The organism is Mesorhizobium sp. P2_A12, from assembly GCF_056405075.1.
Genome location: NZ_JBFUCU010000004.1, coordinates 14,570 through 29,245, shown reverse-complemented (window position 1 = coordinate 29,245; position 14,676 = coordinate 14,570). Strand labels below are relative to the sequence as shown.

At 61.0% G+C, this 14,676-nt stretch carries 12 protein-coding genes; 2 read left to right on the top strand and 10 right to left on the bottom strand.

What is annotated here, in order from left to right; translation table 11 throughout:
- Positions 1–207: 207 nt before the first annotated feature.
- From AC1DZU_RS10360 to AC1DZU_RS10325, 8 genes are all read right to left on the bottom strand, one after another.
- Positions 208–687, bottom strand: coding sequence for a class I SAM-dependent methyltransferase (locus AC1DZU_RS10360; RefSeq protein WP_184872685.1), 480 nt, complete (start codon positions 685–687; stop codon positions 208–210).
- A 210-nt stretch (positions 688–897) separates the two neighbouring features.
- Entirely contained in the window at positions 898–2,079 is a 1,182-nt protein-coding gene (locus AC1DZU_RS10355) for an ABC transporter permease (RefSeq protein ID WP_477284279.1), read from the bottom strand.
- Positions 2,076–3,074 (bottom strand): ABC transporter permease, encoded by a 999-nt coding sequence (locus tag AC1DZU_RS10350; RefSeq protein ID WP_477284277.1) that lies wholly within the window; start codon positions 3,072–3,074, stop codon positions 2,076–2,078. The genes AC1DZU_RS10355 and AC1DZU_RS10350 overlap by 4 nt, the downstream gene beginning before the upstream one ends.
- Before the next feature lie 2 nt (positions 3,075–3,076).
- A complete protein-coding gene (locus AC1DZU_RS10345; RefSeq protein WP_477284275.1) occupies positions 3,077–4,975 on the bottom strand; it encodes an ABC transporter substrate-binding protein in 1,899 nt (632 codons plus the stop codon).
- Positions 4,972–6,867 (bottom strand): ABC transporter ATP-binding protein, encoded by a 1,896-nt coding sequence (locus tag AC1DZU_RS10340; protein WP_477284273.1) that lies wholly within the window; start codon positions 6,865–6,867, stop codon positions 4,972–4,974. The genes AC1DZU_RS10345 and AC1DZU_RS10340 overlap by 4 nt, the downstream gene beginning before the upstream one ends.
- Before the next feature lie 176 nt (positions 6,868–7,043).
- Positions 7,044–8,372, bottom strand: coding sequence for an adenylate/guanylate cyclase domain-containing protein (locus AC1DZU_RS10335; protein ID WP_477284271.1), 1,329 nt, complete (start codon positions 8,370–8,372; stop codon positions 7,044–7,046).
- A 263-nt stretch (positions 8,373–8,635) separates the two neighbouring features.
- Positions 8,636–9,979 (bottom strand): nucleotide sugar dehydrogenase, encoded by a 1,344-nt coding sequence (locus tag AC1DZU_RS10330; protein WP_477284269.1) that lies wholly within the window; start codon positions 9,977–9,979, stop codon positions 8,636–8,638.
- Positions 9,980–10,091: 112 nt separating this feature from the next.
- Entirely contained in the window at positions 10,092–11,273 is a 1,182-nt protein-coding gene (locus AC1DZU_RS10325) for a DUF3095 domain-containing protein (RefSeq protein ID WP_477284267.1), read from the bottom strand.
- Between the two features lie 74 nt (positions 11,274–11,347).
- On the opposite strand from AC1DZU_RS10325, the gene AC1DZU_RS10320 reads away from it, so the two are divergent.
- On the top strand, positions 11,348–12,436 hold the full coding sequence (locus AC1DZU_RS10320; protein WP_477284265.1) for a glycosyltransferase family 4 protein: 1,089 nt from the start codon (positions 11,348–11,350) through the stop codon (positions 12,434–12,436).
- Positions 12,433–13,197 carry a polysaccharide deacetylase family protein gene (locus AC1DZU_RS10315; RefSeq protein ID WP_477284263.1) on the top strand — a complete coding sequence of 255 codons (765 nt, stop codon included), beginning with the start codon at positions 12,433–12,435 and terminating at the stop codon, positions 13,195–13,197. The genes AC1DZU_RS10320 and AC1DZU_RS10315 overlap by 4 nt, the downstream gene beginning before the upstream one ends.
- 1 nt (position 13,198) lies before the next feature.
- On the opposite strand, the gene AC1DZU_RS10310 is transcribed toward AC1DZU_RS10315, so the two are convergent.
- Together AC1DZU_RS10310 and AC1DZU_RS10305 are read right to left on the bottom strand one after the other, a co-directional pair.
- On the bottom strand, positions 13,199–14,053 hold the full coding sequence (locus AC1DZU_RS10310) for an MBL fold metallo-hydrolase (protein WP_477284261.1): 855 nt from the start codon (positions 14,051–14,053) through the stop codon (positions 13,199–13,201).
- Between the two features lie 123 nt (positions 14,054–14,176).
- Positions 14,177–14,626: a cyclic nucleotide-binding domain-containing protein gene (locus AC1DZU_RS10305; RefSeq protein WP_095083929.1), complete on the bottom strand. Its 450-nt coding sequence runs from the start codon at positions 14,624–14,626 to the stop codon at positions 14,177–14,179.
- Between the last annotated feature and the right edge of the window lie 50 nt (positions 14,627–14,676).

Genomic DNA, 14,676 nt, shown 5'->3' with positions numbered 1-14,676 from the left:
GAGAGGCGCGTGGCGCTTTCGCTGGGGAATTGCGTTAAAACAAAGAGATAGAGCGGGTTCGGCGTTTCCGTGAAACGGTGAACCGCTGCACTGCATGTCGCCCAAAAGTGGCCCCGGTTTTGGGGCAACGACATGCATCCAAACAAAGACTTAAAGCGCGTCGCCTGAATCCGTTCAACGCGACGCGCTTTGGGTCGTCTCGGCCCCTCACACACGCCTATAGACAAATAGACGATCGGTAGGCACCGAAGGCGGCGGCGGAAGGCGTTGCAACTGCGGGTGATGGAGCGGTATGCCGCTGACCGCGAAGCCGCCGACGCGAAGCAGGCGCGCGATCAGATCGGGAAGCCAGCTAAGGGTCACCACATCGCGATCTTCGTGGCCGGTGCCGAGGTCGGCATTGACAAGAGCGGCGTCGATGCCGATGAACCTGGGCGCCGTCTCGCTTATCTCGCCGAGCACGAGGTTTTCAGCGTCGGGAATTGAGCTGTCGTGTGCGGCAAGTGCGCGGTCGAACGCCACGATCCGGCGTCCGGGCAGGCGCTCGCGCAGGTGGTGGAACGTCCGGCCATTGCCGAGGCCGAGTTCGAGCACGGGGCCCTCGATCTTCGCCACCTCGACGCAGACTTGATCGAGAATGTCGCGCTGTGCGGTCATCCTGCGGATGAAACTCTCGAGGCGACTCATATGCGATTGTATGTCCTGAACCAGCCCAAGAAATCGGCGAGCCCGCGACGTGGGCGGTTCGCGGCTGAAACCCGAGGGCGACGTGTGGAACCCCGATCGAATTTCGCCGCATATAGAGGCGAACCCTGAACATTGCAACAATCGAACAGGCCGCCGGCAAGGACCATATCGGGTGGAACAGGCGGCACGGCGCGCGGCGGAACAGCGATCTCACTTGTAGGGGTCCGCGGCGTCCCGCAAGCCATCGCCGAGGAAGTTGAACGCCATGATGACGAGAACGACGGGGAGCATCGGCAAAAGCAGCCATGGATAGAACGCGATCACGTTGACGCTGCGCGCCTCGGTGAGCAGGATGCCCCAACTGGTTATCGGCGCCCTCAAGCCAAGCCCAAGGAAGCTCAGTGCCGTCTCGCCCAGGATCATGCTGGGTATGGAGAGCGTCGCCGTCGCGATCAGATGCGACATGAAGCCGGGAATGAGGTGCCGCCCGATGATGCGGCTGCTGTTGGCGCCCATCAATTGCGCGGCCAGAACGTAATCCTCCTCGCGCAAGGCCAGAAGTTTTGAACGCACTGCCCGCGCCAGTCCGGTCCAGTCGAGCAGCCCTAGGATGACGGTGATGCCGAAATAGATCACCGCCGGACTCCAGGTTATCGGCATAATCGCCGCCAGAGCCAGCCATAGCGGAATGCTGGGGATCGATTGCAGAACTTCGATGATGCGTTGAACGATCAGGTCGAAGATACCGCCGTGATAGCCGGCCAGTCCGCCGATGACGATGCCGAGCAGGAAGCTGAAACTGATGCCGACGAGGCCGATCGTCAGCGAAATGCGTGCGCCATAGATGATGCGCGAGAGCACATCGCGCCCCAGCCTGTCGGTGCCGGCCAGGAAGAGTTGCCCGTTTTCGGCAGGGCAGACCAAATGCCTGTCACCTTCGATCAGGCCCCAGAACCGGTAAGTGTCGCCCCTGCAGAAGAAACGCAGCCGCTGAACATCACCCGTGTTCTCGATATAGTTCCGCTTGAGCGTGTCCATATCCAGCGTCATCTGGCGGCCATAGACAAACGGCCCGACGAACTCGCCGTTGTGGAACAGGCGCACCCGCTGCGGCGGCGCATAGATGTAGTCCATGTTGCGCGTGTGCAGATTGTAGGGCGCCAGGAACTCGCAGATCAGTATCCCGGAATAAAGCACTGCCAGGAATATGCCGGATACAAGGGCAAGCCGGTGGTTTCGGAATTTCCACCACATCAACCGCAACTGCGACGCCTGGAAGACCTTCGACTGCTCCGGCGTCATCGCCTCGACCGACTGCAGGTCGAGGGGCGCGGTGGAAACGTAGTGTTGCAGTGGAGCACCCGGAGCGGGCAGCGGCGAATGCGTGTTCATTTGGTGCTACCGCCCTGCAAACGAATTCGTGGATCAAGCAGCGCCAGCGCCAGGTCGGAGATCAGCACTCCGATGACCGTCAGGAAGGCGAGGAACATCAGGAACGACCCTGCCAGATACATGTCCTGGCTTTGCAGCGCCTTGATCAGCATCGGCCCGGTCGTTTCCAAGGACAGGACGATCGCCGTGATTTCGGCGCCGGAGATGATGGCCGGCAGGATAGAGCCGATGTCGGAAATGAAGAAATTGAGCGCCATGCGCAGCGGATATTTGACCAGCGCCTTGAAGGGATGAAGGCCTTTGGCGCGCGCGGTCACCACATACTGCTTGTGTAGCTCATCGAGCAGATTGGCGCGCAGCCGCCGGATCATGCTTGCCGTGCCCCCGGTGCCGATGATCAAGACCGGGATCCAGAGATGGGCGAGGATCGACTTCGCCTTGTCCCAACTCATCGGCTCACCGAGATATTGCTGGTCCATGAGATGGCCGATGGATGTGCCGAACCAGATGTTGGCGAAATACATCAGGATCAGCGCCAGCATGAAGTTCGGAATGGCAAGGCCGAGAAGACCGAAGAAAGTCAGGCCGTAATCGCCCCAGCTGTATTGATGCGTGGCTGAGTACATGCCGATCGGAAAGGCGATGAGCCAGGTGAAGATGATCGTGACGAAGGAAACCAGCACGGTCAGCCACATTCGGTCCCCGACGACGTCGCGAACCGGCAGCTCATATTCGAAGGAATAGCCGAAATCGCCCTGCAGCATCCCGCCGACCCAGTAGAAGTAGCGAACAACCATCGGCTTGTCGAAACCATATTCCTTGCGCATCATCTCTATGCGGTCGGAATCCACTGCTTCGCCCTGAGCCCGAAGCTCGGCAACATAGCTGTCGAAATAGTCGCCTGGGGGAAGTTCGATGATCGTGAACACCAGCGCCGATATGATCAGCAGCGTTGGAACCATCACAGCGATACGCCAGACAAGATATCGAAGCACGCTCAGGACTCTCCAAGCCAGAATGTATCCGGCATATAGACACCGAAATAGGAAGTCGGGTCGTAGCCGTAGAGCGCCTTGTCAGGCAGATTGCGCAGCCGCGAGGACGCCAGAACCGGCTGATGCGTTCCGTTCACCGTGCCGATCGAAAACACCTGATCTGTGTAGATCGACAGCATTGACGTCCAGATTTCGGTGCGCTCCGTGCTTTCGGTCGATGCGTTCCAGCGCGCGAGTAAAGCCATCAACTCGACTACAGGGGGAAGATCGGGCGCCTCACCCATCTTGCCATGAGACAAATAGTGAGCACCCCAGAGCGGCCATTGCAGCTGGTCGTCGATGGTGGGGGCCAGCTGGTACGGGTTCATATCGGGGGTCGGCACGCCATTGTCGATGCCCGACCACATCGACATCATGATCTGGCCGCCAACCGCGCGGCTACGGAAGATGTCGCGCTGCGAAGTCCGGATGAACAGGGCGATGCCGATCTTGCGCCAGTGATCGGTGATGAGTTCGAGCGCGTCGGTTTCCAGCGTGCTTTCGCCGGCCGTTTCCACGATGATTTGCGCCGGGCGTCCGTCGGGAAGTATGCGCAGCCCGTCATCGCCACGCTTCTGAAGCCCGGCCTCGTCGAGCAGGGCATTGGCCTGGTCGGGATCATGGGCGACCCAGGCCTTCGCGAATTCCGGCCGGAAGAGCGGGCTCTCCGGCAGCACCGTATCGGCACTTTCCTGAGCCAACCCGTAGAACACAGCCAAATTGATCTCGCGCCTGTCCACAGCCAGCGAAAGTGCGCGGCGCACGCGCACATCACGGAAAAGGCCACGCCACACCAGGTCAGCACAATTCAGATTGGGCAGCAGCGCCAGCCGCGAACCCTGTGTGCGTTTCCACAGATGCATCTTCACCGGGTAGCGCTTCTCCGCATCCTTCAGGAAGGAGTAATCGGTGAAGTCAATTCCCAGGCTCTGCAGGTCGCTCTCGCCCGCACCGGTCTTGGCGGAAATGATCGTCGACGAGCTGACGTTCATGACAATCCGGTCGACATAGGGCAGTTGCCGGCCATTCTCGTCTATTCGATGAAAGAACGGATTGCGCTCGAAGACGAACTGCTCGGCCGGCGGCTTGGTCCGGTTCTGCCAGGGATCGAGGGTCGGCAGTTCCGGGTTCTCGGGGCGATACTGCCGCGACATGCGGATATGCAGGAGCGTCCATTTCCGGGCCCGGTTCTCCTTCATGAGGCCAGCGAGCCGGAATGGGTCCTGGTACTTCTTGTGGAACTGCTTGAGATAGGCGGCCGGCAGAACAAGCGACAGCGGCGCCGCAGCGGCGAGCTTGGGCAGGAAGTCGGGATTGGGCGCCTCCCAACTGTAGCGGACCGTCAACGGATCGACGATCTCGAAGCGTGGCGGCTTGCCGTCCGCCATCAGGGCCGGGGCGAGCCCGCCTTGCGAAAGCTCGTCGTTCAGCCAGACATCTTCCCAGCAATAGCGAAAATCCTCCGGCGTCAAAAGGCTGCCGTCAGACCATTTGTGCCCTTCCCGTATCTTGAAAGTGAAGACGCGATCATCGGCGACGTCGAAACTTTCGAGAATGTCGGCTTGCATGTTGAGCTTTTCGTCGTAGCCGACCAGGCGAGCATATCCATAGATAGTCATCATCCGGATATCTTTCTGGCTGCCGATGATCGTTCGCAGCGTGCCGCCATATTGGCCCGGCTGCCGACCCATCGCAGCGAGATTGATCGCGCGCGGGCTCTTGGGCAGACGTTCGGCGAGTGCCGGCAGCGCCCTGGCCTTCAGCTCCGGCTGAAGGAATTCCGGCTCCAGATCGCCGGCGCGCGACGTGCCCGGCAGAAATGCCGAAGCCATGAGGCCAAGGACAGTGCGCCGGCTGATCAATGGCGTAGCTCGCTGACATCGGCCGAACGTCGGGCCAGCACGAGGTGGCCGCCGCCAAGATCGAGCGGCGACAGCACATCCTCCTCGCCCTCGTCGCGGAATTGCGGTCCCCATGCGCTGGTGTCGGAAGCGCCGCTGAGCTTCAGCGTCTTGAAATCCATCGGCCTGTCGAGATCGGGGAAAGGTACTGCGGCGACCAGTGACCGCGTGTAGGGGTGGACCGGTTTCCGAAGCAGAATTTCGCGCGGCGCAAGTTCGACGATACGCCCGCCGCACATCACTGCGATGCGGTCTGCCATGTAGTCCACCACTGCCAAATTGTGGGATATGAACAGGTAGGTCAGGCCCAGTTCCTTCTGCAGGTCCTTCAGAAGGTTCAGGATCTGCGCCTGGACAGAGACATCGAGCGCCGAAACCGGTTCGTCGCAGATCAGGAGTTCAGGCCCTAGCGCCAACGCCCGCGCGATGCCGATACGTTGACGCTGCCCGCCGGAGAAACTGTGCGGATAACGCTGGATGAAGCGCGGATCGAGCCCGATTGCCTGCATCAGGCTCTTGACCATGGCGAGTCGGGACGCGGCATTGCCACGTCGATGGATTTCCAGGGGCTCGCTCAAGATGTTCTCCACCGTCATGCGCGGTGAAAGCGACGACACCGGATCCTGGAAGACCATCTGGATTTTCGCGCGAAGCATGCGCAGGGCGTCTCCCTCGGCTTCGAGGACGTCGATCGGTCCTTCGCGGCCGTTGAAGATCACAGAGCCGCCGCTAGGGGTGACAGCCCGCATGAGGATTTTGCTGACGGTGGTCTTGCCGGAGCCGCTTTCGCCGACCAGACCCAGGCACTCACCCCGCCTGATATCGAAGCTCACGCCGTCCACGGCGCGAACAGAGGGTTGGTGATCTCCGCCGAACCATCCGGACTTGCGGATGGTGAAAGTCTTCGTGAGATCCCTGACCGACAGCAGGATGTCGTCCGGCCCCTTCGATGCCGGCGCCGTCTGTTTGCCGAGCAGGTTCTCGACATTCACCGGAACCTCGCGGAGTGCCTTCAGCCTTTCGCCAGGCTTCAGGTCGAAATGCGGAACGGCCGCCATCAGGCCTTTCAGGTAAGGGTGACCTGGCCGACGGAATATCGCCTCGACAGGTCCCGCTTCCATGATCTCTCCATGGTAGATGACCACCACCTCGTCAGCGACATTGGCGACCACGCCGAGGTCGTGCGTGATCAGCAGCATCGCCATGTTCAGCTTGGTCTGAAGCCCGCGCAGCAATTGCAGGATTTGCGCCTGGATGGTGACGTCCAACGCCGTCGTCGGCTCGTCGGCGATCAGCAAGGCGGGCCGACAGATAAGCGCCATGGCGATCATGGCGCGCTGACGCAATCCTCCCGAAAGTTCAAACGGATACATATCATAGGCGCGCTTGGGATTGGGAAAACCGACAAGGCTGAGCATTTCCTCGGTCCGCGCCTTGCGCTCCGCCCGAGGCATAGGCGTATGGATCTGCAGGGATTCGCTGACCTGGTTGCCGATCGTGTGCAGCGGCGACAGCGATGTCATCGGCTCCTGAAAGATCTTGCCGATGCGGCTGCCTCTCAACGCCCGGATTTCGGGTCCGTCACGCGGCATCTGCAGGATATCCTGCGTCGTGCCGGGCTTTTCAGGATCGGAAAACAGGATGCGGCCGCGAACATGGGCAGTCTTCGGCAGAATGCCCATCACGGCCTGGCTGAGAACCGATTTTCCGGAACCGGACTCGCCGACAAGCGCGGTAACCTTGCCGGGCAGGACGCGAAGATTTGCACGCCTGACAGCATGCAACGGCCCCCCGACGATGGCAAACGAGATGCCAACATCTTCGATCCGCAGCAGGTCAACACCCGAATTCATACCCGAATTCATTCTCACACCAGCCCCAATCTGGCGGCCTGCCTGGCGGCGGGCCCAGAAAGCGAGACTAGCGCATTGCGTGCCTAGAGCAACTTGGATTCTAAACGGTCGCCAGTTCCCTGACGGAACCGGCGACCGGATTGCAGACCAAAAGCGTTCGGATCAGATCGTGGCGGTTACTGAAGCTTCCGCCGGTCGCCTGCCGACAGCCGGGCGGCATCGCGATGAAGCAGCATGACCTGCTCGGCGTCCGATATCCGGTCGTGAACCGGCTCCATCGCACTGTCTTCATCGAGCGCAAGAGCGCCCGACAGATCGGGTGAAAGCACCGTCAGCTTCTTGATGCCCGCCAGTTCCTCGTTACCGAGCGTCAGCCAGCTGTTGGTGCCGCAATAGCTGGCGAAGTCTTTGCTGGCGAGAACGCTGTGCGGATATTTCTTGGTCAGGGTCTGGAGGCGCTGGACCTCGTTTACAGCCGAGCCGAAGACAGAGAATGTCAGCCGGTCGGTAAGGCCGACATTACCGAACATCACATTGCCGACATGCAGGCCGATACCGAAGCCTATGTCGCTCAACCCCTGCTGCTTCCTGCGCAGATTGAGATCCATCATGCGCGCGCTGGCCTTGTGCGCCGCCGCAAGAGCTGCCTGGCAGGCGATCTCGGACTGCGAGCGGTGCCTTTCGCAAGGGTAGACGGCAATGAAGCCATCCCCGATGAAACTCATGATCTGCCCGCCTTTGCGATTGAAAGGTGCGGCAACGGCGTCGAAAAACTGGTTCAGCGTATCGATGTAGATTTCGCGGCCGGAGGTTTCGGCAAGCCTTGACGACCCGCGCATATCGGCCATGACCAGTGCGGCCCGGATTGTATCGCCCTCGCCGCGCTTGATCTGGCCGTCCAGCACGCGCCTGCCGGCGTCGCCGCCGAGATAAGTGGTCATCATGTTGTCGGCGAGCTTGGTAAGCACCGCCATCTTGGTTGCGATAGCGAGATGGTTCTGGATGCGCAGCAGTGCCGCAATCATGCTGTCGCTGAAGCCCGCAGCGCTGTCGGTGGACCAGGACCCCATCATGCCCTGCGTGGTGTTGCCGCTGAAGGGATGGACGAAAGCCATGTAATCGGTGACGCCCATAAGCCTGAGCTCATCGAAAACAGGAAACTCCGACGGCACCGACGGGTCGAACCGGCGCCGCAGATGGTCGAGCTTGTTGCTGAGCAGATGGTAGTATGGGCTGGTCACGAACCTGTCGGACGGCACCCCACCCTCGTTGCGGAAGCCTTCTACTTCGAGGCCCTGGCCGCGAAACCAGGTGAAGCCAAGCGCGTCATAAAGCGGATGAAGCATGGAAAAGCTCAGATGCACCCGCTTCAGTGGCAGGCCGGCGGCAGCCAGCCGTTCACAAAAGCCTTTTACCAATGTTTCCAGGTCGTTACCCTCGAGCGCCGATTGGGTCAGCCAATCGGCAACCTTATCCACGAGAATGGTGGAAATTTCTGTGCTCATGCTATCTCCAAACCCGTCCAAGATGGGCCACTCCTTTGATCCGCCACAACACAGTCCGCCAACGACCCAAGGATAAGACCCTCGAAATCAATGAAGCCGGCTTCGGCGGCAAAAGCCGGCGAAGAATTTCCCGAATGACTGTCGTTGCAGGCAAGGAGCGGGCGTAACTGCATTTATCTGTTGCGCCATCATGTGGCGAGGCTGCCGGCGGAGTGCAACCACGATCCTGACATCGGTCGAAAAAATTCGCCGGCAAGAGGCCGTCAGGCCTTCACCACCGTTTCTCGGGCTAGCCCGAGGCGGCCAAAAACATTGCGCGTGTCGACGATCAGCAGGGCGTGATCGGCGATCGCCTGATAGTCGATCGCGTCGTGGTCGGTTGCAACGACCACAGCATCGAAATCCTTCAAGGCCGCCTCGGTCAATTCGACCGAGCGACGCCCCTTGATCGCCATATGCTCGCGTGTGCTGGGAATCTCGGCCACATGCGGATCGTGGAAATCCGCCTTGCCGCCCCATTCCTCGATGAGTTCAATGAGCCGCAATGACGGGCTTTCGCGGATGTCGGGCACATTCTTCTTATAAGCGAGCCCGATGATGAGAACGCGCGAGCGGCTGAGCGCCTTGCCGCAGCGGCGGTCCAGCGCCTTCGCCAGTTCATCGACAACATGACGCGGCATGGCCGTGTTGATCTCCGCCGCCAGTTCGATGAAGCGGGTCGGCAGTTCGTATTCGCGCGCCTTCCACGTCAGGTAGAAGGGATCGATCGGAACGCAGTGCCCGCCAAGTCCGGGGCCAGGATAAAAAGGCATGTAGCCGAAGGGCTTGCTCTTTGCCGCCTCGATCACCTCCCAGATGTCGATGCCCATCGCACCGAGCACCACCTTCAACTCATTGACGAGGGCTATGTTGACCGAGCGGAAGATGTTTTCCGTCAGCTTGACCGCCTCGGCGGTCGCCGTGCTGGAAACCGGAACGACGGTTTTGACCACGCTTTGGTAGAAAGCCTGCACGAGCGTCGCCGCTTCGATGCCGTCGCCTGCCACGACCTTGGGGATCGTCGCGACTTCGAAGCTGCGATTGCCGGGATCCTCGCGTTCGGGCGAGAAACCGAGAAAGAAGTCTGTGGTCGACTGCAAGCCGGTTTTTTCCAGTATGGGCTTGATCACGTCGTCGGTGGTGCCGGGATAGGTGGTCGATTCCAGCACGATCAGCTGACCGAGACGCAGATGCTTGGCGATGGTGCCTGCCGTGTTCCTGACAAAGGAGAGGTCCGGTTCACGGTGTTTGGTCAGCGGTGTCGGAACGCAGATGATGATGACATCGCAGACGGCCAGTTCGGCAAAATCCGCAGTGGCGCGGAAGCGTCCGCTCGCCACCTGGTCGGCAAGGGCTGTCGAGGTCACCGCCTCGATGTAGGATTGGCCCTTGTTCAGGCTCTCGACCTTCTGGACTTCGATGTCGAAGCCGGAAACCGGAAAGCCGGCGCGTGCGACCGCAACCGACAGAGGCAATCCGACATAGCCCAATCCGATCACGCCGACTTGCGCCGAACGCGTCGAAATCCGGTCCAGGAGACGGTCATATGTCGATCGTGAGGCGTCCAAAAATCTGCTTTCCCGTCAATTCGGACAGACTACCCGCGGCCCATGGCGAAGCTCATCGGATCCCGAGAACCATGGCCGAGGCATATTGCCGAAAATCGATTTCCGCAAGCCGTCATCGGACCGGCGCCTTCGCCTTCAGGCGTGCGGCAGCCATCGCATAGCCGCCGTCGGCACCATCGATGAAATGAACATGATCGGGCTGCAGCGGCGAGATGACGAGGCATGTCATCAAGGCCGACTGCTGGCGGTGCAGGCCATAGCTGCAGATGCCCGCCTCTTCCGCCTGTTTCAGCCGGCTCTCGATCCGTTGCAAGACATCCGCGTCAACGTCGATGGTCATCTTCAAGCCGTCGTCGAATTTCCGGAAATCCGAATTGCTGGCCACCTCGCGTTTGTAGACCTTCGGATCGAAACGGCCGATCGTCCAGCCAAATCTATCGGTAACAGCCGTAAGCGTCATCAGGAACACCACCCACAGCTTCATCAGCCACCGCCGCCCTGGCGGCGCCGTGGCCCGCGCCTCGACATCGAGGCCGGCGGGCAGAATGCTGTAGGCCGGCCCGTCTACCGGCACCGGGTGGCCATCGCGTTCCTGCCTGCTGGCAAGGGCGATGATGTCGGAGGCCAGAAACTGAAAACCGCGCAAGTCGCTCGATGCCCCAGGTATGGCTATGATCGACACGATTTCGCCATGCCGGGCCTCGATCGGGTTCCAGCGGCAGGAGAGGCCGGTCAGATCAGGCCGCGCCCCGGCCGGCGCGGGGTCGATGCGGTAGCGCCCCGCTTTCATCTCGGCTTCCGCCCAACTGCCGCCACCGCCGGCAAACATCGCATAGAACGCCGCTTCCGAGGCCTGGAACCTCGCCACGCGAACGTCGAGGCCTTGCGCTCTTATATCCTTTATCGGCACGATTGCCGCACGCAAGGTCAGGTCCAGTTCGTCCGCCACCCATCTCTGGACAGAAGCCAGCGCGTTACGGGCGATCTCCAGCGCCGAGCCGGGAAACGCCACAAGCGCGCCGTCGCCGCCGAAGACAAAGGGAAAATCCTGCCGGCCCAGCGCATTGAGCAGCGCCGAGATGACGCTGGCGCCGGCCATATTGACGGTCTTATAGCGCCCAGCCTCGATCGCCTTGGTCGAGCCGACGATGTCGGCGGTGGCCAGCGCCCAGCCATCCGGCAAAGGCCGATAATTGTCGATATCGGCAACGCTTTCGAACTTTGCGAATACCGGCAAGGAAGCGACAAACGGGTCGGGCGCGGCAGCTGTTTCCATGACCATCAGATAGCACATTCCACTGTTTAGAGGTGAAGTCGATCATGCTACGAAATTGACTTGCGCAGGCTTTCCGATGATAGGGTCGCGCGATGCGAATTGCCTTCTACGCGCCGCTGAAGTCGCCCAATCATCCCGTTGCCTCCGGCGACCGCCAGATGGCACGGATGCTGGTCAAGGCGCTGAAGCATGGCGGGCATAGCGTCGAACTGGCATCCGAACTGCGCTTGTATCTACGCGAGCCGGAGTCGAAAAGTTTCGATGCGCTCAAGATCGAAGCCCGAGAGGAAGCCGCGCGGCTGACCAAGCTTTGGGATCGTCACGGCAAGCCCGATCTCTGGTTCTCCTATCATCCCTATTATAAGGCGCCCGACCTGATCGGGCCCGGACTGGCGTCGGCCTTTGCCGTCCCCTATGTGACGGCCGAAGCCTCCTATTCGAGGCGGCGCAACACCGGTTTGTGGGCCGACACGCAAGGCTTGGTGGCGCGAGCCGTCGAACAGGCAGCGCTGAACATCTGCTTCACACACAGGGACCGCCAGGGACTGGCAGATGCGATTCCCGACGCCGCTCTCGGTATGCTTTCGCCCTTCATCGACACATCGGCATTCCGGGAAATGCCGGCACGCGGTTGTCCGACGCGCCTCGTTACCGTCGCAATGATGCGCCCGGGCGACAAGGTCGAAAGCTATCGCATGCTGGCGCAAGCGCTCGGCCCGATCGGCCACCTGCCCTGGACCATGTCGGTCGTCGGGGATGGGCCTGCCCGTGACGAGGTGAAAGCGCAATTCGCCGGCTTGCCCGCCGACCGTATCGAATGGCTTGGCGCAATCGAGCCGGCTGCCGTGCCTGATGTGCTCTGCAGGGGGGGAATTTACGTCTGGCCGGGCTACGGCGAGGCCTATGGCGTTGCCTATCTTGAAGCACAGGCCGCCGGTCTTCCGGTGGTGGCTCAGGACATCGCCGGCGTGCCGGAGGTCGTGCGGGACGGTCAGACCGGGTTTCTCACCCCGCCGGGCGATGTGGCGGCGTTCGCTTCCGCCATTGAAAGGCTACTGGCCCGCAACGACGAAAGAACAATCATGGCCGCAAAAGCCAGACGTTTCATCCTCGAAGAACGCTCCCTCGGTGCTGCAGCCGCGCGTCTGGCCGAACTTCTTTCGAAGATCCCCGTTTCATGACACCCGATCGGATCTGGCAGCCCTTGGTGGCAGAACTGGCGCGCTGGCAACGGGCGGGCCGCAAGGCGGAGTTCTGGCTGCGCGACGATGACGCCGTGGAGCCGACGCCTGAGCTTGATCGGCTGCTCGACCTCACAGGTGAATTCGCGGTTCCGGTCACCCTGGCCGTCATTCCGGCCCTGACGGATGAGAAGCTTGTCGTCCGGCTCGACGAGGCGCCGCACGCCACGGTCGCCATCCATGGCTGGGCGCATCGAAATCATGCGCCCGGGGACCAGAAAAAGCAGGAGCTCGGCGCGCATCGGCCACGCGCGGCGGTGCTGGATGATCTGGCTCGCGGGCTGTCGCACCTGACGGGCCTGCACGGCGCGCGTGCCGTTCCGATGCTGGTGCCACCCTGGAACAGGATCGACACCGGCCTGGTATCCGACCTTGGATCGATAGGATTTGTGGCATTGTCGGTCTATGGGCCGCCAAAGCCGGCTCCCCTGGCGGTCATCAACAGCAATGTCGACATCATGGATTGGCATGGCACGCGCGGCTGCCGCGATCATGGCCTGTTGGTTCAGGCGATCGTCGCGCAATTGCAGCATGCATTCGACGGCGGCGAACCGGTCGGCCTGCTCACCCACCATCTCGTCCATGATGAGTCGGCCTGGCTTTTCCTCGAACGGCTGTTCACGCTCACCGCACGGACTGAGGCCTGCGCATGGCTTCCCATCAGGACACTGATCGGGCGCAGCGCCGGCAGAGGAAAATAGCTCAGCGCTTCTTGTTCAATGAGACCGGGAATTTGAGCGTCTGGCCATCGCGCGCGGCAAAAGCGCCGGCAAACCTTTTTTTGGCCAGTTTCTCGATCTCGTCCAGTTGCTCGTCGGTGCGTGTCGGATCGTGGTGAAACAGCGCAAGCCCCCGCGCACCGCCCGCCTCACAGAGCTTGACGCCCTGTTGCCATGTCGAGTGCCCATGACCGCGGCGGCGTTCCATTTCCTCCTCGGTGTAGGTACAATCGTAAACGACGAGGTCGGCATCTGCGATCAGGCCGAGCACCGCCTGATCGAGTTTGTCCGGCTCGTGCTCGGTGTCTGTGATCACTGCCACGACGCGGCCGCCCCATTCGACCCGGTAGCCTATGCAGCCGCCCGGATGGACAAGACTGGCGGTTCGGACCACCACCCCTTCGCGCGGCCGAAGCACGTCTCCGGATACGAAATCGTGGTAGTCGAGGCTTGCCTTGCAGATATCCAGTCTCACCGGAAACCACGGCGGCCGTATGAACTCATCGACCATCTGCCTGGTCGTCATGCGTCCTGCAAGATGCCCGGACCAGAGCGCAATCTTGACGCTCCGGTCATAGATCGGCGCAAACACCGGCAGCCCGATGATGTGATCGTAATGACAATGGGTGAAGAACAGGTCGAAATCGGTCACGCCCGACGCCCGAAGCGCCCCACCGGCAGGCCGCAGGCCAGAGCCCGCGTCGAACAGGAGCGTATGCTTGCCGCATCGCATCTCGATGCAGATCGTGTTGCCGCCATAGCGGGAGAATTCTGGCCCGGATACCGAAATGCTGCCGCGTACCCCCCAAAACCTGACCAGGAAAACATCGTCGTCCATGCTAGCCCTTCGCAGTACCGTCACTCATCGTAGCCAAACAACGGCTGCTAGGCGAGACAGGTTTTGTCCGGGTGGCCTTCTCAGGGGCCAGTGCCGTCGCGACGGTGGATCGAGCAGTCATTGTTATTTGGCGCTTCGTGCGTCGATCAGATCCGCGGTCGTATGGCTTAGGCGGTCGGCAAGAACCCGTAATATCTCGATGGTCATTTCCGGGTACTCCCGCATAAGCCTCAAGAAATGATCCTTGCGGATTCTCAAGGCCTCCACCGGACTTGCCGCTCTGACGGTGGCTGTGCGGGAGCTGTTGCACAATATGGCGATCTCGCCAACGATCGAATTTGGCACCATTTCGGCAATTTTTATCGGTCCGCTGTCGGAATCGACCAGAATATCCGCGCTGCCTGAAAGGATGACATAGGCGGCGTCTCCCTCGTCGCCCTGACGGAAAAGGATCTGCCCGGCGCTGTAGCTCACCCGGTCGGATGTGAACGCGAGCAGCTTGAGTTTTGTCGACTCGATGCCGGAAAACAAGGGAATGCGTTGCAGCATTCCAACTTCATCCTTGAGCAGCATTGTCGCAAACCTCCCAAAATTCGCGTTTGCCAGACTAGAGCAACGAACGC